General features: G+C 46.4%; 16 protein-coding genes and 1 pseudogene. 6 read left to right on the top strand and 11 right to left on the bottom strand.

What is annotated here, in order from left to right:
• Positions 1–56 precede the first annotated feature (56 nt).
• Both BDI_RS04970 and proS read right to left on the bottom strand, forming a co-directional pair.
• Positions 57–1,184 (bottom strand): AraC family transcriptional regulator, encoded by a 1,128-nt coding sequence (locus tag BDI_RS04970; protein ID WP_005857147.1) that lies wholly within the window; start codon positions 1,182–1,184, stop codon positions 57–59.
• Between the two features lie 66 nt (positions 1,185–1,250).
• On the bottom strand, positions 1,251–2,732 hold the full coding sequence (proS, locus tag BDI_RS04965) for a proline--tRNA ligase (RefSeq protein WP_005862574.1): 1,482 nt from the start codon (positions 2,730–2,732) through the stop codon (positions 1,251–1,253).
• A gap of 108 nt (positions 2,733–2,840) precedes the next feature.
• Between proS and BDI_RS04960 the strand changes: the two genes are divergently transcribed.
• Positions 2,841–3,944 carry a Gfo/Idh/MocA family protein gene (locus tag BDI_RS04960; RefSeq protein WP_011966272.1) on the top strand — a complete coding sequence of 368 codons (1,104 nt, stop codon included), beginning with the start codon at positions 2,841–2,843 and terminating at the stop codon, positions 3,942–3,944.
• Between the two features lie 4 nt (positions 3,945–3,948).
• Here BDI_RS04960 and BDI_RS04955 read toward each other — a convergent pair whose 3' ends face one another.
• From BDI_RS04955 to BDI_RS04945, 3 genes and pseudogenes are all read right to left on the bottom strand, one after another.
• Complete coding sequence (locus BDI_RS04955) at positions 3,949–5,688, bottom strand: ubiquinone-dependent pyruvate dehydrogenase (protein ID WP_011966271.1); 1,740 nt, start codon at positions 5,686–5,688, stop codon at positions 3,949–3,951.
• Between the two features lie 72 nt (positions 5,689–5,760).
• Positions 5,761–6,318 (bottom strand): annotated as a pseudogene (locus BDI_RS04950) (cytochrome-c peroxidase); the annotation flags it as partial.
• Positions 6,319–6,397: 79 nt separating this feature from the next.
• A complete protein-coding gene (locus tag BDI_RS04945) occupies positions 6,398–6,802 on the bottom strand; it encodes an HsmA family protein (RefSeq protein WP_005857157.1) in 405 nt (134 codons plus the stop codon).
• A 114-nt stretch (positions 6,803–6,916) separates the two neighbouring features.
• Here BDI_RS04945 and BDI_RS04940 point away from each other — a divergent pair, with 114 nt between their 5' ends.
• Together BDI_RS04940 and BDI_RS04935 are read left to right on the top strand one after the other, a co-directional pair.
• The gene (locus BDI_RS04940; RefSeq protein WP_011966270.1) at positions 6,917–8,074 is read left to right on the top strand and encodes an MFS transporter; all 1,158 of its coding nucleotides are present in this window, start codon (positions 6,917–6,919) and stop codon (positions 8,072–8,074) included.
• Positions 8,075–8,086: 12 nt separating this feature from the next.
• Positions 8,087–11,197: a glycoside hydrolase family 2 TIM barrel-domain containing protein gene (locus BDI_RS04935; protein WP_005857161.1), complete on the top strand. Its 3,111-nt coding sequence runs from the start codon at positions 8,087–8,089 to the stop codon at positions 11,195–11,197.
• Between the two features lie 90 nt (positions 11,198–11,287).
• Here BDI_RS04935 and BDI_RS04930 read toward each other — a convergent pair whose 3' ends face one another.
• Genes BDI_RS04930 through BDI_RS04920 form a run of 3 tightly spaced genes read right to left on the bottom strand, consistent with a single transcriptional unit; the run spans position 11,288 to position 14,408 of the window.
• The gene (locus BDI_RS04930) at positions 11,288–12,454 is read right to left on the bottom strand and encodes a MalY/PatB family protein (protein WP_011966269.1); all 1,167 of its coding nucleotides are present in this window, start codon (positions 12,452–12,454) and stop codon (positions 11,288–11,290) included.
• 5 nt (positions 12,455–12,459) lie between these two features.
• Positions 12,460–13,326, bottom strand: a complete 867-nt coding sequence (locus BDI_RS04925; protein WP_011966268.1) for a DUF3737 family protein — start codon at positions 13,324–13,326, stop codon at positions 12,460–12,462.
• Between the two features lie 8 nt (positions 13,327–13,334).
• Positions 13,335–14,408, bottom strand: coding sequence for an alpha/beta hydrolase (locus BDI_RS04920; protein WP_011966267.1), 1,074 nt, complete (start codon positions 14,406–14,408; stop codon positions 13,335–13,337).
• Between the two features lie 233 nt (positions 14,409–14,641).
• On the opposite strand from BDI_RS04920, the gene BDI_RS04915 reads away from it, so the two are divergent.
• The gene (locus tag BDI_RS04915; RefSeq protein WP_011966266.1) at positions 14,642–15,559 is read left to right on the top strand and encodes a helix-turn-helix domain-containing protein; all 918 of its coding nucleotides are present in this window, start codon (positions 14,642–14,644) and stop codon (positions 15,557–15,559) included.
• Positions 15,560–15,574: 15 nt separating this feature from the next.
• Positions 15,575–16,462: a helix-turn-helix domain-containing protein gene (locus tag BDI_RS04910; protein WP_005857170.1), complete on the top strand. Its 888-nt coding sequence runs from the start codon at positions 15,575–15,577 to the stop codon at positions 16,460–16,462.
• A 41-nt stretch (positions 16,463–16,503) separates the two neighbouring features.
• Here BDI_RS04910 and BDI_RS04905 read toward each other — a convergent pair whose 3' ends face one another.
• Together BDI_RS04905 and BDI_RS04900 are read right to left on the bottom strand one after the other, a co-directional pair.
• Positions 16,504–19,020, bottom strand: a complete 2,517-nt coding sequence (locus BDI_RS04905; RefSeq protein ID WP_011966265.1) for a glutaminase domain-containing protein — start codon at positions 19,018–19,020, stop codon at positions 16,504–16,506.
• Between the two features lie 4 nt (positions 19,021–19,024).
• Positions 19,025–19,708: an SGNH/GDSL hydrolase family protein gene (locus tag BDI_RS04900; RefSeq protein ID WP_005857175.1), complete on the bottom strand. Its 684-nt coding sequence runs from the start codon at positions 19,706–19,708 to the stop codon at positions 19,025–19,027.
• A gap of 132 nt (positions 19,709–19,840) precedes the next feature.
• Between BDI_RS04900 and BDI_RS04895 the strand changes: the two genes are divergently transcribed.
• The gene (locus tag BDI_RS04895) at positions 19,841–21,025 is read left to right on the top strand and encodes a dicarboxylate/amino acid:cation symporter (RefSeq protein WP_011966264.1); all 1,185 of its coding nucleotides are present in this window, start codon (positions 19,841–19,843) and stop codon (positions 21,023–21,025) included.
• A gap of 51 nt (positions 21,026–21,076) precedes the next feature.
• Here BDI_RS04895 and BDI_RS04890 read toward each other — a convergent pair whose 3' ends face one another.
• Entirely contained in the window at positions 21,077–21,910 is an 834-nt protein-coding gene (locus tag BDI_RS04890; protein WP_005857181.1) for a helix-turn-helix domain-containing protein, read from the bottom strand.
• Positions 21,911–21,988 lie beyond the last annotated feature (78 nt).

Raw genomic sequence — 21,988 nt, 5'->3', positions numbered from 1 at the left:
TATAGTAATAAAATCAGACCCGGAAAGAGTTTATGTACTCTTTTTAGCTGTTGCGTTTATTGATCCGTATGTTTTTTTACCGAATTAAGCCACTGGGCGGGAGACAAACCCTCTACCTTTTTAAATGCCAAGAAGAACGTGGAACGAGTCCGAAAACCACATTCCTCATAAAGGCTATCTACCGTATGACCAGCATTCTCCGGCAGGAGCAACCTTCGCTTGGCTTCCCCCACTCGCATCTCGTTGATAAGCTCGAAGAAGTTCTGTTTTAAGTATTCGTTGATCGACCGAGAAAGTAATTTTTGGTAAATACCGGTCTCTCTCGATAATATGGATAAGGAAAGGTCCTTTCGCAGGAAAGCATTTGTTGTCTCCAGATACTCTTTCACTTGGGAACATATATCTCTCATTTGTTCCTCGTCTGGTATAGACTGAAACCCTACCGTCTCATCCTTAACGAGCATCCGTGACGTTCCTTGGATATAAGGAACAGTTGGATGAGCAATAAAATTATAGACGAGGAAGCTCATCGCCATCACATTCAATATCTGTATCAACCAAGCATCAGTCCGAGGCCAAATCGCATAACAGGTCATCACGGTGACAAACAAGGCAGCGAACAGGATCATAAGTTTCGGAATCCATTCCTTTTGCATGTATTCGGCATCAGACCAATTATCCTTTATATACTGCTTCTTCCGGTAAAGATAAATAAAGATAGCGACAAAATAACCGATCATCTGCGAGGTAATCACGGCAGCGTTAAAATCACCGATCCAAGTATCATCACCGGTGACCTCATGAAGTATACTCTCCATACGCTTCCGCATAGGAATGGATAACACGATAACGACACAGACAATCGCCGGTAAAAAATGCAACAATTGGACAGGCTTGAAACGAGGATCAAGATCAAAGTTGCGGCGGGTAAATAACCACAGCAACGGCATCAACAGCGTATTGACCGAATAACTGATAGGGAAAAAGAACAACGTTATATCATGCCAACCAAGCATGCGGCTCATGTTGTAAATATAAACAGGGATGTTAGGAAGAACGATAATCGCTGCGGCATAACCACTCTCGCCACGAAACCGAGTGGCAATCAATAACAACATCGCCAATAACACCAAGATAATGATGCTACTAAAGTTAACGACAAGTATAAATTCGTGGTAGCTCATTTTCTTAGAGAGGGATGCCCTTCGGTTAAAGCATCCCCCATTTTATTTCATCTTTTAGCATAACAATCAATAAGCTCTGGCGAACAGTACCCGACAAGCCGACGGTTTACCTGTCACCATACACTTACCCGGAGTCTTATCTCCAGCTAAAGGAATACAGCGGATCGTAGCTTTTGTCTCGTTCTTGATCAATTCCTCTGTCTCTGGGGTTCCATCCCAGTGAGCCATGATGAAGACGCCATCCTCGATCTTCTCCTTAAATTCCTCATACGTATCTACGTTTATGATGTTAGCCTCACGGTGATCGTACGCTTTCTTGAAGATATTCGCTTGGATTTCCTCCAACAGATTCTTCACGTATTCCTCAATGCCATCACAAGTGATCGTCTCCTTCTCCAAAGTATCACGGCGCATTACTTCGATCGTATTATTCTCCAAATCACGACCACCCATAGCCAAACGCACGGGAACACCTTTTAACTCGTACTCAGCGAACTTCCAGCCCGGCTTCTTGTTATCAGCGTCATCATATTTCACGGAAATGCCTAACGCTTTCAATTTAGCCACGATACCAGCGACCTTCTCGCTGATCTGCGTCAATTGCTCAGCGCTACGGTAGATCGGTACGATCACAACCTGTATCGGAGCCAAATGTGGAGGCAATACCAAACCGTTATCATCAGAGTGAGACATAATCAACGCTCCGATCAAACGTGTGGAAACACCCCAAGAAGTAGCCCAAGCATAGTCGCTCTTACCGTTCTTGTCGATGAAAGTAACGTCGAAAGCCTTACCGAAGTTCTGCCCCAAGAAATGGGAAGTTCCCGCCTGCAAAGCTTTTCCATCCTGCATCATCGCCTCGATCGTATAGGTATCCAAAGCACCGGCGAAACGCTCGCTCTCAGACTTCACGCCCTTTATTACCGGCATTGCCATATAATTCTCTGCGAAGTTCGCATAAACGTCTTGCATCTTCTTAGCTTCTATCTCCGCTTCTTCACGAGTAGCGTGAGCGGTATGGCCTTCCTGCCACAAGAACTCAGCCGTACGAAGGAACAAGCGAGTACGCATTTCCCAGCGCATCACGTTCGCCCATTGGTTGCACAAGATAGGCAGGTCACGGTAAGACTGAATCCAGTTACGGTATGTATTCCATATAATGGTCTCCGAAGTCGGGCGAATGATCAATTCCTCTTCCAGTTTAGCTGCCGGATCTACGACAACCCCCGTACCGTCATGATTTGTCTTCAAACGATAGTGAGTAACCACGGCGCACTCCTTGGCGAATCCTTCCACGTGCTCAGCTTCTTTGCTTAAGAAAGACTTCGGGATCAGCAAGGGGAAATAAGCGTTCACATGACCGGTTTCCTTGAACATATCGTCTAGGATACGTTGCATCTTCTCCCAGATAGCATATCCGTAAGGCTTGATCACCATACAACCACGCACGGCGGAATTCTCCGCCAAATCTGCCTTAATTACCAAATCTTGGTACCACTGCGAATAGTTTACACTTCTCGGTGTAAGTTCTTTCAGCTCTTTTGCCATTTCTTTATATTTCTAAATTATACTGTTTTCCTTAATCTGAATAAGTAATGGGTTGCAAAGGTAAGAAATAATCGTATATCTTTGTAAAAACTATATATAGATAATATCATGAATATACACAAGATCACACGTTACTTACTTATGTTATGTGCATTTACGTTCTTAACTCTCACGGCGAAAGGGCAAGATGGAGAGCCTTTGCGACTGGCCGTGGCAGGAGTATCCCACGGACATCTATGGGAGGTGATAAGCCGTTTGGATAGAGGCGATTTCAAGATTGTAGGAGTCGCCGAGAAAGATGATTACTTACGGGAACATAACGGTCTGCGGGATAAGCTGGATCCTAACCTATTCTATGCGGACCTTGGCGAGATGCTGGATAAGACCCATCCGGAGGCAGTCATCGTATACGAGCCGATCCACGACCATCTTCGTGTGGTAGAGGCTTGCGCACCGAGAGGCATACATGTTATGGTAGAAAAGCCATTGGCCGTCAATAATGAACATGCTACCCGAATGGCATCGCTCGCCCGTGAGAAAAATATCTTGTTGCTTACCAACTACGAGACTACGTGGTATAATACCAACCATGAGGCATTCCGCCTTATCGACAGCGGTGCTATCGGGAAGATCGATCGTATCAACGTATACGACGGGCATCAAGGTCCCTTCGAGATCAACTGCGGAAAAGAGTTCACGGACTGGTTAACCGACCCCGTGCTGAATGGCGGCGGGGCAGTTATCGATTTTGGATGTTACGGAGCCAACTTAGCCACCCGTCTCATGAAAGATGAAAAGCCTCTTAGCGTATACGCCGTACTACGGCAGAATAAACCGAATCTTTATCCCAAGGTAGACGATGACGCAACTATTATCGTGGAATATCCTTCCGCAACCGTCCAGATCATGGGATCATGGTGTTGGCCGATGGGTAGAAAAGATATGCATATCTATGGCGACAAAGGATATATTTACCAAGATACGCCTAAGGAAATGCGAATTTATACCAACGGAAAGGAGCGCCAAGAAATAGCACCTTCCTTGAACGCTCCTTATAATGATTCCTTTTATTTCTTGAAAGCCGCTGTCCGTAAAGAGATTGACGTACCTCCCACGGACCTTTCCTCGTTGGAGAATAACCTAATGGTAGTGCGGATATTGGACGCTGCCATTCAAAGCGCGAAATCTAAAGCGGTTATCCAGCTCTTTTGAGAGTTTAAAACACCTCTTTCCAATGTTTTAGATTCGTATCGATGGTATCCAAGACCTCCTTGCTTCGCCCCTCCATCATTAACTTATACATGGTCTGGGCAAAACCAAGCATTTGGGAGAACTCAATCTTGGGAGGCATCGCTAATGCGTTCGGATCGGTCATGATGTTAACCAAGGCCGGTCCGTCAGCGTTAAACACTTTCTGCAAAGTGGGGAATACATCGTCGGGGTTGATCACGTTGTAGCCCGCCATTCCCATTGAAAGGGCGACCCGGGCGAAATCCGGGTTCAGCATCGTGGTCTGCCAATCCGGCAGTCCGGCCACCTCCATCTCAAGTTTTACCATTCCTAGGGAACGGTTATTAAATACGATTAATTTAATCGGCAAATGGTATTGCACGATCGTAGCAAGGTCGCCCAACAACATTGAGATACCTCCATCACCACACAACGCCACGACTTGCCTGCCGGGATAAGCCAATGCCGCCCCTATCGCTTGCGGCATGGCGTTCGCCATCGAGCCATGATTGAATGATCCCAACATCTTCCGCATACCCGTAGCTTGCAAATAGCGGGCACCCCATACACAAGTCATACCCGTATCCACGGTAAATATGGCGTCGTCCGAGCTAAGCTCGTCTACGACCGAGATCACGTACTCTGGCTGTATCTTCTCTTCTTTCCCCCGGACAGTGGCGGCAGAACGGAGATTTTCCCGAACTTTCTCATATTTAGCCAACTGTTCCCGCAAGAAACTATTATCTTCTTTCTGGTGAATCAACGGAATCAACTCATCCAAAGTATCCTTCACATCGCCACAAAGCCCCATTTGTATCTTGGCACGACGCCCCAGACGATTCGGATTGATATCCACCTGTACGATCGTGTTGCTCTCTGGCATGAATGCCTCGTATGGAAAATCGGTTCCCAACAACACCAACACCTCTGCCTCATGCATACTATAATAGCCGGAAGGCATGCCCAATAGACCGGTCATCCCCACCTCGTTCGGATTATCGTATTGGATCTCCATCTTACCCTTGAAAGAATAGGCTACCGGAGCATTCAGTAATTTAGCCAACTGCACCAATTCCGGATGGGCATCTTTCGCACCTATTCCACAATAAAGTGTCACTTTCTTTGCGTTATTCAACAAATCCGCTAATTCCCGGATTTCCTGTTCGGCGGGACAAACCCGTTGTCGCGTAGGAAAAGAAAAGGTAGAGGACAAACCCGCTGTAGCATTCTCTGCCGCCAAGTCACCGGGAAGTCCGATCACCCCGACCCCACGTGATGAGATCGCCGCTTGCATAGCGCCTTGAAGCATCCGGGGAAATTGTTCCGGCGTAGTGGCTACTTGGTTATAATAGCTACAATCATCGAATAATTTGATCGTATTTGTCTCTTGGAAATATTCCGTACCAAACTCCCGGGAAGGGATCGTGGAAGCGATCGCCAAGACCCGTGCTCCGGATCGTTGGGCATCATACAGCCCATTAATTAAATGTACATGCCCGGGGCCACTACTACCTGCGCAACAAGCCAACTCGCCTGTCAACTGGGCCTCCGCCGCAGCGGCATAAGCCCCCGTTTCCTCATGACGGACATGAATCCACCGCAATCTGCCGTTTTTCCGAACAGCCTCGTTCACCTCATTCAGGCTATCGCCTGTCACGGCGTATATACGTCGTACGCCTGCTTTTTCCAGCGTATCCACTAACTGGTCCGCAACTTTCTTCGCCATAGTTTAAACTCTTCTTTTTATTTTATAAGAAAACTATCAAGGGCTGGAGAAAGTTTTTGGAAAGACTGATTTTTATTTGATGCAATCCGTCAATGTTCGTAAAAAAGCGACAATCGCAGTCTCCTCTTCCTGAGATAAACCTAAGTTCCCCAGTTCATCCTTATTTACGGTCTCGGGATATTCCGCCGGGGGGAAATCCTCTACATCCCTTACGTTATAAAAATGTACGATCTCCTCCAAGGTCTTGAAATATCCATTATGGCCATATGGAGCTGTCAGAGCGATATTGCGGAGCGTAGGCACACGGAACTTCCCGTATTCTTCCGGATCACGCAGTCGTGAGCCCAAGCCAAGATCCATCGTATCCTTACCACACGTATTATAGGGAGCCGAAACCTTAAAGAATGGATTGCCCGGATTTGAGGGAATCCCCAGATTATCATAGGTATGATCGGTGAATAGCACCTTCCCGGCCCGTTCGTCGGGATCCAAGATATGGCACTCGGCACATAGCCCTTTTTCCTTGAAAAGCTCATAGCCTAGTTTCTCCTCTTCTGTTAATTGACATTTGCCGGCTTGCCAAGCATCGAACTTCGAGGAGAATGGATTCATCTCGGCGGAACGCTCGTAGAGGGCGATCACCTCGTTTATATAGTAAACATATCACCAAATGTACGATTTATTTCTCAAGATATATGAGCGATGGCCTCTATTTATGGAGAGACATCCCCATGTAGATACCGATGCAATAAGGAATTAACCAGATGAACCACACAACAATGCTAAATCTGTTGAAATGCTGTTTGGCTTTTAACGAACCTTTAAAGTAAGTCCAAATCGCCCAGATCGCATGGATCAGCATCAAGCAAATAGCGATAATTCCCGTTACGGTATGTACCGTATCATGTAAATGGGTCAGTTGGGCGATATGCTCCATCAAGCCCGTTCCAATAGCGTCCGCATAAAGTCCTAATACAAAAAACCAAAGATGCCACGCTTTTAACTGTCCTTGGAAACGCTCGCCCCAGACCCCGATCGTATAGCATATCAAGGCGGATGATATGACACAAATGGCCGTAATCAGTAAATGAATATCAAGTTGATTGAATACCATATTTTTCCTTTTTCAAAAAGAACAGAAGCTTCCTAAAAAAGTTCAGGCTATTGGCAAAGAATTCATACATTCGCGTGTCTAAATAAAAACGACAGGGCAATCCCGTTGAAAAATATGAAACAAAATATACTCGCTCTCTATCTGATCAAGTTTTCCAAATGGTTCTCGCTCGTAATGCCTATCATTGTCCTATTCTACGAGGATCATGGTTTAGGACTACAAGACGTGTTTATTTTGAAGAGTGTCTACTCGGTCGCCGCTGTCACTTTGGAGATTCCCTCGGGCTATCTGGCGGACGTATGGGGGCGTAAGAAATGCTTGATTCTAGGTTGTATACTTTTCTTTGGAGGGTACCTATGTTATTCTTTCACCTCCACTTTCACGGCATTTCTCTTCGCCGAGATTTTGTTGGGAACCGGGCAAACCTTGGTAAACGGAGCGGATTCGGCGCTGCTCTACGATACAACCGTACGATATAAAAAAGAAGAACTTTATTTGCGGTATGAGGGACGTATCACGATGATCGGTAATTTCGCCGAGGCCATCGCCGGGATATTCGGTGGATTGCTGGCCGCCTATTCCTTGCGATTGCCGTTTTACGCCCAAGCGTTTGTCGCCTTTATCGGCATTCCAGCGGCGTTCGCCTTGCAGGAATTCAATACTAAGAGCAAGGTGCAGAACCCGGTTTCCGAGATTCTCCGCATCTTGAAATATTCCTTGGTCACGAACCGTAAGCTATGCTATAACATCATGTTCTCCGGTATCATCGGAGCCGCTACATTAACGATGGCATGGTTCGTGCAGCCCGTATTGATGAAGTTGGAAACCCCGACCTCCTATTACGGTGTCATTTGGACCGTGCTCAATCTGACTGTGGGATTGTCCGCCCTCTATTCTGATCAGGTAGAGCGGTATTTCGGGATGCGTAAATCAAACACGTTTATACTACTTATAATCGTAGGTGGATATATATCGCTCGCTTATAACCTTACTTATTGGGGATTAGCGATCTTGTTCATTTTCTATATAGTCCGGGGCTTCGCCACACCGATTTTGAAAGGTTACATTAATCAAATGACCTTCTCGGAGATGCGGGCTACGGTCTTGTCGATCCGTAACTTTGTGATCCGCTTGATATTCGCTGCCATCGCCCCATTTATAGGTTGGCTAAATGATTTCTATTCTTTACGTGTCGCCCTGTTAGTTTCCGCCGGAATTATTGCCATACCCGGAATTTTATTCTTAGTTTTGCAATTCCGTAAAGCAGATTAAAAATATAATAGCATGAAAAGACAACTTATGACCGGACTGTTTGCCGCTTTGGCTTTCACAGCGGTAGCCCAGTCGAATGAGTGGCGAGACCCCGAGGTCAACGCCGTAAACCGTGCCCCGATGCACGCCAATTTCTTCGCCTACGAGACCGCCGAGGTGGCAGCGAAGGACGCCAAGGAACAATCCCAGAACTTCATGACCTTGAACGGTCCTTGGAAATTCTTTTGGGTAAAGAACGCTGACGCTCGTCCTACCGATTTCTGGCGGACCGATTACAACGACAAAGGATGGAACAATATGCCTGTGCCCGGTGTATGGGAACTGAACGGATATGGAGATCCTCTCTACGTAAACGTTGGTTACGCTTGGCGTGAGCAATTCAAGAACAACCCGCCCGAGGTCCCTACCGTTAATAACCATGTGGGTTCCTACCGTCGTGAGATCATGGTTCCTGCCAGCTGGAACGGAAAAGAGATCATCGCCCATTTCGGTTCCGTTACCTCCAATATGTATTTGTGGGTAAACGGGAAGTACGTAGGCTATAGCGAAGACAGCAAGCTGGAAGCGGAGTTTAACTTAACTCCTTACTTGAAACCCGGACAAAAAAACCTGATTGCTTTCCAAGTATTCCGCTGGTGTGATGGCACTTATCTGGAAGACCAAGATTTCTTCCGTTACAGCGGTGTCGGACGTGATTGTTATTTATACGCCCGTAACCCAAAGCAACAGATCGCCGATATACGTGTGACTCCGGATCTGGACGCTCAATACCAAAATGGCTCGTTGGCAGTCAACCTGACCATGAAGGGTAAAGGTACAGTAGAGCTTGAACTATTGGATGCCCAGAATAAAGCTGTCACTACCCAATCCTTGAACGCTTCCGGAAAGGTCAGCACGACGATAGAAGTCTCCTCTCCCCACAAATGGACTGCGGAGACTCCCTATCTATATACTTTACGGGCTACTTTAAAAGAGGGAGGCAAAACAATCGAGGTAATCCCCGTAAAAGTAGGTTTCCGTAAGATCGAATTAAAGAACGCCCAGATACTCGTGAACGGGCAACCGGTTCTTTTCAAGGGTGCCGACCGTCACGAGATGGATCCCGATGGCGGTTATGTCGTTTCACGCGAACGCATGATACAGGACATACAGATCATGAAGAAATTCAATTTGAACGCCGTTCGTACCTGCCACTATCCCGATGACAACTTCTGGTACGATCTTTGCGATAAATACGGTATCTATGTCGTAGCCGAAGCCAATATAGAGTCTCACGGAATGGGATACGGCGAGGAGACGTTAGCCAAGAACCCATCTTATAAGAAAGCGCATCTGGAACGTAACCAACGTAACGTCCAACGTGGCTTCAACCATCCGAGTATCATCTTCTGGTCCTTGGGTAACGAGGCTGGATACGGTCCTAACTTCGAGGCCGCTTACGACTGGATCAAGAACGAAGACCCCAGCCGTGCCGTACAATACGAACAGGCCGGAAAGAACGGAAAGACCGATATCTTCTGCCCGATGTATTACAACTACGAGGATTGCGCTAAATACAGCGAGGATAACTCCATGCAAAAGCCTTTGATACAATGTGAATACGCTCATGCCATGGGTAACTCTCAAGGAGGTTTCAAGGAATATTGGGATTTGATCCGTAAATACCCGAAATATCAAGGGGGCTTCATCTGGGACTTCGTGGATCAATCCGTGCGCTGGACCGGCAAGAACGGGAAAATGATCTATGCTTATGGCGGCGATTTCAATAAGTTCGACGCTAGCGATAATAACTTCTGCGATAACGGCTTGATCAGCCCGGATCGTGTTCCGAACCCGCATATGTACGAGGTGGGGTATTATTACCAAGATATCTGGACAACCCCCGGCGATCTGTCGAAAGGTGAGATCAAGGTGTACAACGAGAATTTCTTCCGTGACCTTTCCGCTTATTATCTGGAATGGGAAATGCTGAAAGGTGGCAAGGTTGTTCGTAGCGGACGTGTCGATGACCTGAAAGTAGCTCCCCAACAAACATCAACGATCCGATTGGATCTAGGCGAGACTTGCCAATGCACGGAATGGTTGCTGAATGTATCTTATAAACTGAAGAACCGTGAGGGCTTATTACCCGCCGGACATACCGTGGCCAAGGATCAGCTGACGTTGAACCCGTACAAGGCTCCATCTATGGATTTGAAAAACGTGGAAACAACCAATATCGAAACCAAGGCTCCAGCCGTACAAGATAACGACGCCAATTACCTGATCGTGGAAGGTTGTGGTTTCCGTACCGAATTCAACCGTGAGAATGGTTACCTGATCAAATACGAGGTAAACGGCCAAGACATGATCAAGGAAGGAGAGGCTTTGACTCCTAACTTCTGGCGTGCGCCGACAGACAATGATTTCGGAGCTGGCCTACAGAAGAAGTACGCCGCATGGAAGAATCCGGAAATGAAGCTGACTTCTCTTAACCAACGGATGGAGAACAAGCAAGTGATCGTAGAGGCCGTTTACGATATGCCGACCGTATCCGCCAAGTTGAACTTGACGTACGTGATCAATAACAAGGGTGCGATCAAGGTTACCCAGAAAATGACAGCAGACAAGAATGCCAAGGTATCCCCCATGTTCCGCTTCGGTATGCAAATGCCGATGCCGAGATATTTCGAGAATATCGAATACTACGGCCGTGGTCCCGTGGAGAATTATATCGACCGCAAGGGTAACGCGGACTTGGCTATTTACCGCCAGACCGTAGACGAGCAATTCTATTCGTATATCCGTCCGCAAGAGAATGGAACGAAATCGGATATCCGCTGGTGGAAAATGCTGAACGAGGCTGGCAACGGTATCGAGGTCGTAGCCTCTGCCCCATTCTCCGCTTCCGCTTTGCATTATACGATAGAGTCTTTGGACGACGGTGCCCGAAAGGATCAAAGACACTCTCCAGAAGTAGAGGAAGCCGACTTGACAAACCTTTGTCTCGATAAGGTACAGATGGGATTAGGCTGTGTAAATAGCTGGGGAACTATCGCACTCCCGGAATACCAGATTCCTTACGGCGACTATGAGTTCACGTTCATTCTTACTCCGGTAAAACATAGCATCGAGATCGAGTAAAACGAATCTTTTATCTAGTGAGAGATATATGAAAGAAGGGGAAAGCAATAGATGTTTTCCCCTTCTCACGTTTTCTATCATCACTATTCTTTAACAGGCACAGCCTACAAAATCCCTGAACAGCTCCACCCCCTTTATCAGCGAGGAACGTGGACAAGCGATATTCCAACGCATGAAGCCTTCGCCTTCTGCTCCATACATCGTTCCGGCATTGAGCCATAGCTTCGCTTTCTCGATCAGCAAGTGCTCCAATTCTTCCGATGATTTACCTAACTTACGGCAATCCATCCATACAAGATAAGTGCCTTCCAACAAGGTTATCGGAAAGTCCGGCAGATATTTCCCGCAAAAATCTTTCATGTATAAGTAATTCTGCCATAAATAATCGATCAGTTGCGACAGCCATTCCTCTCCCTCATTATAGGCCGCTATGGTAGCTATTACACCAAAAGGATTCACATCGCATACCTCGTTGATATTGATTGCCCGGTCTATCTTCCGACGTAGGTTCTCATCGTAACACACGATATTGGCGATTTGTAATCCAGCGATATTGAAAGCCTTGCTAGGCGACAGGCATGTCACGGAATGCCGTAGGAATTCTTCTGAGATAGATGCAAACGGTGTAAAAGTATATCCCGGAAATACGAGTTCGCAATGTATCTCATCTGATACGACTATTAGGCCATTACGGATACAGATCTTGCCGATACGACTTAGTTCCTCACGTGTCCATACCCTTCCAGCGGGATTATGAGGATTACACAACAGCATGACCTTTACCTTCGGATCAGCGGCTTTTTTCTCCAAATCCTCATAATCAATCGTGAATGTATCATGGGCATAAGACAAAGGGGTGCGGATAATCTCACATCTGTTATTGCGGATGGACGAGAAAAAACAGTTATAAACCGGAGTCTGCACCAGTACTTTATCACCCGGCTCGGTTAGCGCCTTGATAACGGCAGAAATTGCCGGAACAACTCCGGAGGTACAAATCATCCATTCTTTTCGTATTTGCCATCCATGCCGACGTTCAAACCAGCCTGTCACCGCTTCGTAATATGCATCCGGTACTCGAGTATAACCGAAAATACCATGTTCTACACGTTGCCGTAAGGTTTCGATAATAACGGGTGCCGTACGGAAATCCATATCGGCCACCCACATCGGTAGAACATCCGTATCCACAGCGCTATCCCATTTATAGGAGTTCGTACCGGTACGAGGCACTATTTCATCGAAGTTATATCTCATATTCTTTATGCGGAAAAGCAAGTACGTTCATTCCATAGCCTCAGTTGGCAATTACCCGGAGCCTTAATGTTCTCGTCGAGGATTACCTCACCATAGCTTCCGGCGGTGATGCTTCCCGTACGGGGATTCTTCACGCTACGGATCGGGCTATTGATAGTCGCCTGCACGGAACTGTATTCAAAGGCTAGATCGCAATCATCTGCCATCGTACAGTTCTCCATCATAAGATCGTGGGCGTAACAAAGCGGCTGTGTACCCGAGATTTTGCAATTTACCAAACGCAGGTTCTTCGAGTGCCATCCCAAGTACTCGCCGTTAATCTCGGAATCGTATACGGTAACATTCTCCGTATCCCAGAAAGCGTCTTTCGAGTTGATGACCGCATTACGGATTTCCACGTTCTTACAATACTGGAACGAGTAGTTTCCATTTTGAGCGTAGTTCCGGATTTTAATGTTCTCGCCGTGCATAAATAAATAATCAGCATGATCTATTTGCACATTTATCAATTCCACGTTCCGGCAATGCCAAAGGGTTTCTTGAGCATTGGGTAGTTGTACGTTTTCCAGTCTGATACCGTCCATCTCCCGAAACATCTTTGGGGCTTCCACCCGTGTATCCGTCATCACTAGATTTTGGGAGTACCATAACGCAGCACGTCCACCTTCGGTAAACAGGCTATTCTTGATGGTGAAGCCATCCACGTGCCAGAACGGATATTTACCCTCAAAACGACAGCCTATGGCTATGATATTGCTACACTCTTTCAATGCCGACTCCCCGGCATGAATAACGACATTGTCTAATTGTAAATCGTGAGAGGCGAACAAAGGACGCTCACCACTAAATTCCATATCCTTTATCTGTTGCATAATGAATCTTATTTAAAGTTTTCTACAAAGAACCGTTCAATCTTATCGAAGGGAATGACACTCATCTGATCGTATAAATCGACATGATTCGCTCCGGGTATAATTAGCAATTCCTTATTGTCACCTTTCAGTTTCTTGAAAGCATCCTCGCTGAAGTAACGTGAATGCGCTTTCTCTCCATGAATAATCAATACGGCGCTACGAATCTCGTCACTATACGAGAGTATAGGCATATTGATGAACGATAAAGCCGAGGTCTTGTTCCATCCGCCATTCGAGTTGAGCGAACGCTTGTGGTAACCACGCTTCGTCTTGTAATAAGCGTAGTAGTCTTTCAAGAATTGGGGCGCATCGTCGGGTAACGTATCGGGCAAACCTCCCGCAAGGGCGTATGAGCCGTTCTTTGTGTCAGCGGTACGCTGTTCATTGAGTTGCTTGCGCAATTCATAACGTGCGTCGGCATCCATCGCATCGAAGTAACCATTAGCGTTCACACGGCTCATATCGTACATCGTAGAGGTTACGGTCGCTTTGATACGAGTATCGATAGCCGCCGCATTAAGAGCCATGCCTCCCCATCCGCAGATACCGAGGATACCGATATGTTCCGCATCCACATCATCACGTGTCGAAAGGAAATCGACGGCCGCACAGAAATCTTCCGTATTGATGTCGGGAGAAGCTACATAACGAGGCTCTCCGCCACTCTCGCCTGTATATGACGGATCGAAAGCGATCGTCAGAAATCCACGTTCTGCCAATTTCTGGGCATATAAACCCGAGGATTGTTCCTTCACGGCACCGAACGGACCGCTAATAGCGATAGCAGGCAATTTTCCATCCGCATGCTTGGGTTTGTACATATCGGCGGCAAGCGTAATGCCATAGCGATTACGAAAAGTAACTTTACTATGGCTCACCTTGTCACTCTGTGGGAATACTTTATCCCAATCCTTAATTAGATTCAAATTCTTGTCCATTGTATGATCGGTATTAATTTGATTGTCTGTAGCGAACAGATTTCCCGTAGCGCAAAAGCATATGGCTATTGCCGTACATAATTCTCTTAATGACTTCTTCATGTCGTTCCTTATTTATTTTTACGAAGGCAAAGATAGAGGCTCAAATAGCATCCCTTTGTAGACAAATTACGGATGTCATGACCTCAATTACAGGTTTTGTGGAATCAGCCAGAAAGCCTGTAAATACACATAATCCGTAACAATGGTTATATAATCCGTAATTAGGGTTATAACTATATATGAATTATCCTCTATTTTTGCGTACAGAATTATTGATTAAATACGTACGGCTTATGGATAAGATACTTAACTTAGATAGTGTAGACCTATATAACAAACTATACGGCCTCGAAACCCTAAATCCGCTTGTCAGTGTCATAGATTTGAATAAAGCGACGAGTAGTGTAGATCTCATCCGCTTCAATTACGGCATCTACGCACTGTATCTAAAACTAGAGAAAGCCTGCGATATCAAATACGGACGCCAGACATACGATTACCAAGAAGGCACGATCGTTTGCTTCGCCCCCGGACAAACTGCGGAAACAAATCCGACAACCGATAAAGTCCAAGTAAACGCACATGGTATTCTTTTCCATCCCGATTTACTGCGTGGAACGTCACTCGGAAAGAATATAAAGAAATATACGTTCTTTTCTTACGAGGTAAACGAGGCGTTGCATCTCTCGGAAGAAGAAAGATCTATCGTGATGGATTGCCTGAAGATCATCCGTATGGAACTGGAACATGGCGTGGATAAACATAGTAAAACCTTACTTGTAAACCATATCGAACTGCTGCTTAATTATTGTATGCGTTTTTATGAAAGGCAGTTCATCACCCGAGGCAAGACAAACCGGGATGTGCTGACACGTTTCGAAAACCTGTTGGATGAGTATTTCGAAAGTACACTCGCCGAACAGGACGGATTGCCTACGGTGAAATACTTTGCCGACAAGCTTTGCCTCTCATCGAACTATTTCGGTGACATGTTCAAGAAGGAAACCGGCAAATCACCGCAGGAATACATCCAAGAGAAAGTAATCGAGCTAGCCAAAGAACGTATCTCCGGCACGGCGGACACAGTCAGCCAAATCGCATATTCCCTCGGTTTCCAATATCCGCAGCACTCCTGTCGGCTATTCAAGAAACGGGTAGGGTACACGCCAAGTGAATACCGTGCGCAGATCGGTCTATCAACGAATCTATAGAAGGCGTTCAAGAAGATGTTAGATATTAAGACTGTATATGAATGTAACCGGTGCTTGGGATGCAAGACGCTGCACCCACAAGTAAGCCTCATCAATCTAGAGAGCCCGAACCTAGAGCAAGAGGCCGTAAAGTTCGAGTTCTACGCGATCCTCTTGATAGAAGACTGCCCGGACGGTTGCTATTGTTGCGGACGTAAGTATTACGATTATTCCAACGCTACGATGGTGTTTCTTACACCCGGTGAGATTTTCCGCATGAGCGAGAATAATACGCTACCCAACAAAGGGTACCTTTTAGCGTTCCATCCCGACCTATTGTTCCACACGTCATTGGACAACCCTATTAAGAACTATACCTTCTTCGCTTATCACAAAGAAGAGGCTCTGCATCTCTCTCAACGTGAGACAGCCAAAGTTACGTGTTGTCTGGAAAACATCGAGGACGAGCTTCACCATGCCATCGATACGCACAGTGGTACCATTCTATCCCGCCACATTGAATTATTATTGGATTATTGTACACGCTATTATGAGCGACAGTTCATTACCCGGGAAAATAAGAACAAGGCTATCTTGGAGAAATTGGAAAGGCTCCTCGACGAGTATATCATTTCCGGTAAATTAGAGAACGGCCAGCTACCCACCGCCGAATATTGTACGGCAGAACTGGACCTTTCTGTCGCTTACTTCAACGACCTGTTAAGATTCGAGACCGGCAAAACACTGGAGGAATATTTTCAGTTCAAACGATTGAGCGTGGCTAAGACAATGCTACTGAAAAACGGTAATACTCCCGCTTTGGTAGCACGACAATTAGGTTATCCGAACGTACAGTATTTCAGCCTTATATTTAAGAAGATCACAGGCATCGCTCCCTGTGAATATCCATATGCGCAAAACTAAGAAACGGAAGGAATGACCTCCTTCCGTTTCTTAGAATGACATTATTTTCCTAGCTTCTTTTCCAGCATCTTCATAAAATATCCCCCGACAACCGAACGGGCTTGAAAACCTCGTTGCGTACCATCGGAAGTAAAATGCCAATCGCTTAGAGGAACACGTGAAGTCGTCTCGTTGGCGTAGTTCCAGACCGGAACCATCAGCGCATTGAAATCCTCCATCGATCCGGTCAAACAAGCGGACCATAAAATCCAGTCGGACTTCGTATAATCCTCCCGGTTATCCAACGGCAAACCATATTTATTTTGTTTTGTCTTGTAATAAGCCATTTCCGTAGCGGCAACCTCTTTTGGGAAGATATTCAAGCCCAGCAAGCGATCCCAGACCAGATTATATTTTTGGCTCCAAGTGCCCGGCTTATCGAAAGTCAGGCGGTAATGATCACCATCGTTCGCCATCTTCACCCACTTAGCGGCCATCTCACGGGCGACTTCCGTATATTGTCTAGCGATATCGGCCTTACCTAACATCTCCGCCAATTTTCCGTAGCCGGCAACTCCCATAATTGCCTTGATGGACAAGTTCGTGTTATGGGCGAAATGTCCGGCAAAATCATCCGTACAAAGTTGGTTCTTCGGATCAAGGCCTTCCTTCAACAAGTAATTCGCCCATGTAGTCAAGACCTCCCAATGTTGGGCGGCATAATCAGCATTGCCATCCACTATTGCTATAGCGGTCGCTAGCACAAGCATATTACCACTTTCTTCCACGGGCATATCGCCACCATAGGTTTGACCGTTCGCAACCGGATAGGTACCCACATCGTGAGCCGGAAAAGGTTTCTTCCATTGTCCGCTCTCGCTATAATAGAAAATGGGATTCATCATTCCCTTCAATAAATCCGTGTTGTATACTAAGAATAAGGGGGCGGAAGGATACGTAATATCCACTGTTCCGATAGAACCGTTACTGAAATTTTCTTTCGAAAGGAATAAGAGAGTCCCTTCCTTATCAGTCACCAACTTATGGGCGGCGATCGCCTGCCGATATGCGATAGCGCATAGCTCGGCGTATTTCTTCCCTCCTACGGCACTCGTCTCGCTCATCAAAGAAGAATCGAAGGAACCGCAACGCCGCATCAGATCCTCGTAAGAAGCCTCCCCTTTTTCGAACGCCTGATGAATATCCACCTTTCCGTCGTGCTTCCAATAAGGCATCCGGTTGTCTTGGAAATACTGGATCGAATATAAATCATCGTAACCGATCATCAAATGTCCGGAGACGGTTTCCTTGGAGACCTTGCCGATCGGGTCCGTATAAGCGAGGACTGTCATTTGCTCACGCATATCCGAAGAGAGACTTTGCGATCCAGCCGGTAAATTACCAGTAGTCATGAAAGCTTTCTTCGTAGCATAATACTCGTCGATCGTTGCGGAGACTCCCGGTTTCTTGGGGATAGCCAAATAGAAATATCCCCAGTCAATCCGTACATCATCCCCGGTTTTCGCCAGAACCTCTTGATCGATTGTTCCTGTCTTCAGGTAAATTAAATCAGGGGTTTCCGTTTTCTCGAAAGTCACCTCTTGATCGATCGTATTCACGGCCCATTGCGGCGTGGCTTCCATGTATAGTTGCACGTCGTGATCTTTACCGTCGATGGAACGGACTTGATAGGTTATATAATTAAACGGAGAAGTCATAGCCTCCAGATCATTCAGCAAGAAAGGAGCCGTGAAAATCAAGTCCAGACTCACGCCACCGCACTCAAAGGTATAGAATGTTTGCGTAGGCATCACGTTCATGGATTTCTGGATCGCTTTCTCATCGAACGTATCTCCTCGTTTCACCTTCCGCATGATTCCCATATCCACATAAGCGCCTCCCCCATTGTTCCGGCAATGAGCGGCCAACACGTTACCCGTAGGCTTCAAGCTCTCCGCCACCGCTTCCGGTATCTCTTTCAGCAAATCATAGTCCAGACCGTTCCCTGCCACGGCGATTTGCTTTCCATTTAGATACACCTCGATATTATCATCATGCGAATATTGGAGGTAGAGGGCATCCTTTTGCTCATCCGAAGGCCAGTCAAACGTACGACGTACCCAGATATCTCCTGTAGACCAAGGCGTGGAACGATTCGGATTATCTTCCGTTCCGAAAGCGGCTTTTCCCCGCTTCCAACTTTTCGGATCATAAGCCTCGGCGAACCAATCGCCGGCAGGCTGAGACATCGTATAATCGGCCTCCCATAAGCCATCCGAGGCCATACCGATCACCGAGGTCACCTGTATATCGTCCATTCCCATGAAACGGTATGACTTACCATCTACTCGTATACCGCCTAGAAGCGGATAATCACGGCCGGTCCAATGCCGTACCGACTCATCATTCAATTGATCGGCAAACGACCATGCGCTTGTATAGGGGTCGATCGTGACCAAAGGAACGGCCGGAGCACGTAAAGAGTTCTCTGCCGCCGCCGTATATACCTCGGAAACTTTCACTTGCGTACAACAAGATAAAGCCATACAACAAGATAAAGCCAATAAATAGTTTCTCATCTGCTTACTTCACGGTTTTATGAATGGCCTCCAGCACGATCTTCTCCATGATCTTATAGCCTTCCAAGGTAGGATGCACACCATCTTTCGACAGGTTAGCGGGCAATCCGTTTCGCTCATCTTTCATGGCGGAATGATAATCCACGTATGTCAAACCATTCTTATCCGCATACTCCTTGATCCATTTATTGAGCTGGATAACCTTATCGGCCGGTTGCATACCCGGTCTCCAAGGAAAATCATAAGCCGGCAATACGGAGCAGAAAATCACCTTGATATGATTTGCCTTCGCCAATTCTGCCATAGAGACCAAGTTCCCAAACACGTTTTCCAAGGCGATCACACCGTTATTGTGAGCGATATCATTGATTCCCGCCAAGATCACCACGGCTTTCGGTTTCAAGTTAATAACGTCTTGGCGAAAACGAACTAGCATCTCCGAGGTTGTCTGTCCGCTGATCCCACGGTCTACGAAGTTATTCCGGATAAAGAAAGTCGAATCCGCCGGCCACCATCCGTCTGTAATGGAGTTCCCCATAAATACCACGTTCGAAGGAACTTTCACGGTCTTGTTAGCCTCCGCATAACGACCAAACTGAGCCCAGTCCCCTTTCTCGGTCTGGGCAAATAACGTAGTGGTAGCCAATAAACAACCCGCTACCAGTAAAGCTTGTTTCATGTTTTTCATATTACTTGATTATAAAATACAAACCAACGATCTTGTTTTCATCAAACAAAAGTAATCAAAATTGTCCACTCACCCATTCACACAAGAAAATATCTTATATTTGCTGTCATTGAAAAATAAAAACATCCGAATATGCTGAAAAAGATTCTTTCCAACACGATCGTACGGTTGATACTGGCCGTCTTGATCGGACTTCTGGTTGGGCTTGCCGTAAACGAGTCTGTGTTAAAAGCGGTCATGATCGTAAAACAAATTACGGGACAGATTATTTTCTTCTTGGTTCCGTTGATCATTCTAGGATTCGTGGCGCCTTCTATCGCCCGCTTGAAAAGCAACGCATCCAAAGTCTTATTATTCGCTTTTAGTATCGCATACCTGTCATCGGTTGGCGCCGCTACCTTTGGCGCCGTTGTGGGTTATGAATTAATACCGCATTTGCATATTCAAACCGCCTCGGAAGGTCTAAAAGACATCCCTCCCATGTTGTTTAATCTAGAGATTCCGCCAGTGATGAGCGTTATGTCGGCATTGGTATTGGCCGTGATGCTGGGACTTTCTACCGCATGGGTTAAATCCGAGGAGATGGAGAGGTTGCTGGAAGTATTCCAGAACATGGTACTTAAATTGGTAGAACGGGTCTTGATGCCGGTCCTGCCGCTTTTCATCGCCGCAAATTTCTGTGTCCTTAGTTATGAGGGGGCGATTACAAAGCAGTTGCCTATCTTTTTATCCGTCCTGTTGATTGTCATCATTTGCCATTACATCTGGTTGACCTTACTGTATGTAGTCGCATCGATCTACTCCCGGAAAAATAGCTGGGGCGTATTGAAATACTACGGACCCGCTTATTTGACAGCCTTAGGCACCATGTCATCCGCCGCCACCTTGGGCACGGCCTTGACCTGCGCCAAGAAAAGCAAGATCTTGCGAGAGGAAGTAATTGACGTGACTGTCCCCCTGTTTGCGAACATCCATCTATGCGGCTCTATCTTGACGGAAGTGTTTTTCGTATTGACCGTCTCGCTAATATTATATGGCAGCATGCCGGACTTCACGACGATGTTCGTATTTATCATCTTGCTTGGTTTCTTCGCGATCGGCGCTCCCGGCGTACCGGGCGGTACGGTGCTCGCCTCATTGGGCCTGATCATCGCTATCCTAGGTTTCGACGAGGCGGGAACGGCATTATTGCTTACGATATTCGCTTTGCAAGATAGCTTCGGTACGGCTTGCAACGTGACGGGAGATGGTGCTCTTACCTTAATCACGGATACGTTCGATCAAGGGCAAACGGGAAAAGCTTCCACAGCTTTATAAGGACAAAACCTCATGGCTATTTTACTGCAACCCGCCTTGCAGTAAGTGGTATCACTTCCTTTTCATTCGATACTCTATGGGTGACTCCCCCGTATGCTTCTTGAAATACCGTCCCAGATAGGATTGGCTGGGAAAGTTCAAGTGGTTCGTTATCTCCTGCACGGTCATTTCCGTGGTACGCAACAACACCTTTGTCTCCAATATGATATGCCGGTCTATAATGGTCTTCGCCGACTCGCCCGCCACTTGCCGGGTGATAGTGGAGAGATAACGGGGAGAGATACAAAGCTCGTTCGCATAGAAAGAGACCTCTTTCTGGTCGAGATAATGGGCATGGATGCAATTGATGAACTTATGGAACAACTCCTCCCCACGGTTGCACCCATTTTGCTGGCGGCTCGAAAAGGAGTACCTTGTCTTATCATACATATTAAGGAAGAAGCATTGCAACTGGTTTTTCACGATCATATCACGGTACACGTTATTCCGATCCATGTAAATCAGCCAAAACAGCCGGATGATCACATTTATGGTCTCCTCCTGATCGGCGGGATGCGTATAGCAAGGGCTATCCTTTATGAAGCGGAAAAAGGGCGGATCCAGCCGGAATACGGCCTCGTCGAACAAGACCTTCGAAAAGGATATATATTGTACCTTGAAATCCTCGCTACTCGCATTCAACGTCAGGATCGTATCCGGTATCAATACGATCACCGTGTTGCGCCGGATATCCCATCGGCTCAAATCGACGGATATATTCGCCGTTCCTTTATAGCAAAATAAGATCATGCCATATCCGCTCTTGTAAGGACGATCCAATAACTCCCTCAAATCGGAATCGCCTATTATGAACGACTCTCCTCTCTCTATCTCAAATGGATTCATATGTCTACTATTTTGCCCGCGAATATAAGAGATCATTAGCATATAACGGATCATTCCATCTCAAAATGAACAATCATC

Origin of the sequence: Parabacteroides distasonis ATCC 8503 (genome assembly GCF_000012845.1) — a bacterium.
Lineage (GTDB): Bacteria > Bacteroidota > Bacteroidia > Bacteroidales > Tannerellaceae > Parabacteroides > Parabacteroides distasonis.
Note: the sequence above shows the minus strand (reverse complement) of the source record. Positions and strands in the feature narration are given on the sequence as shown.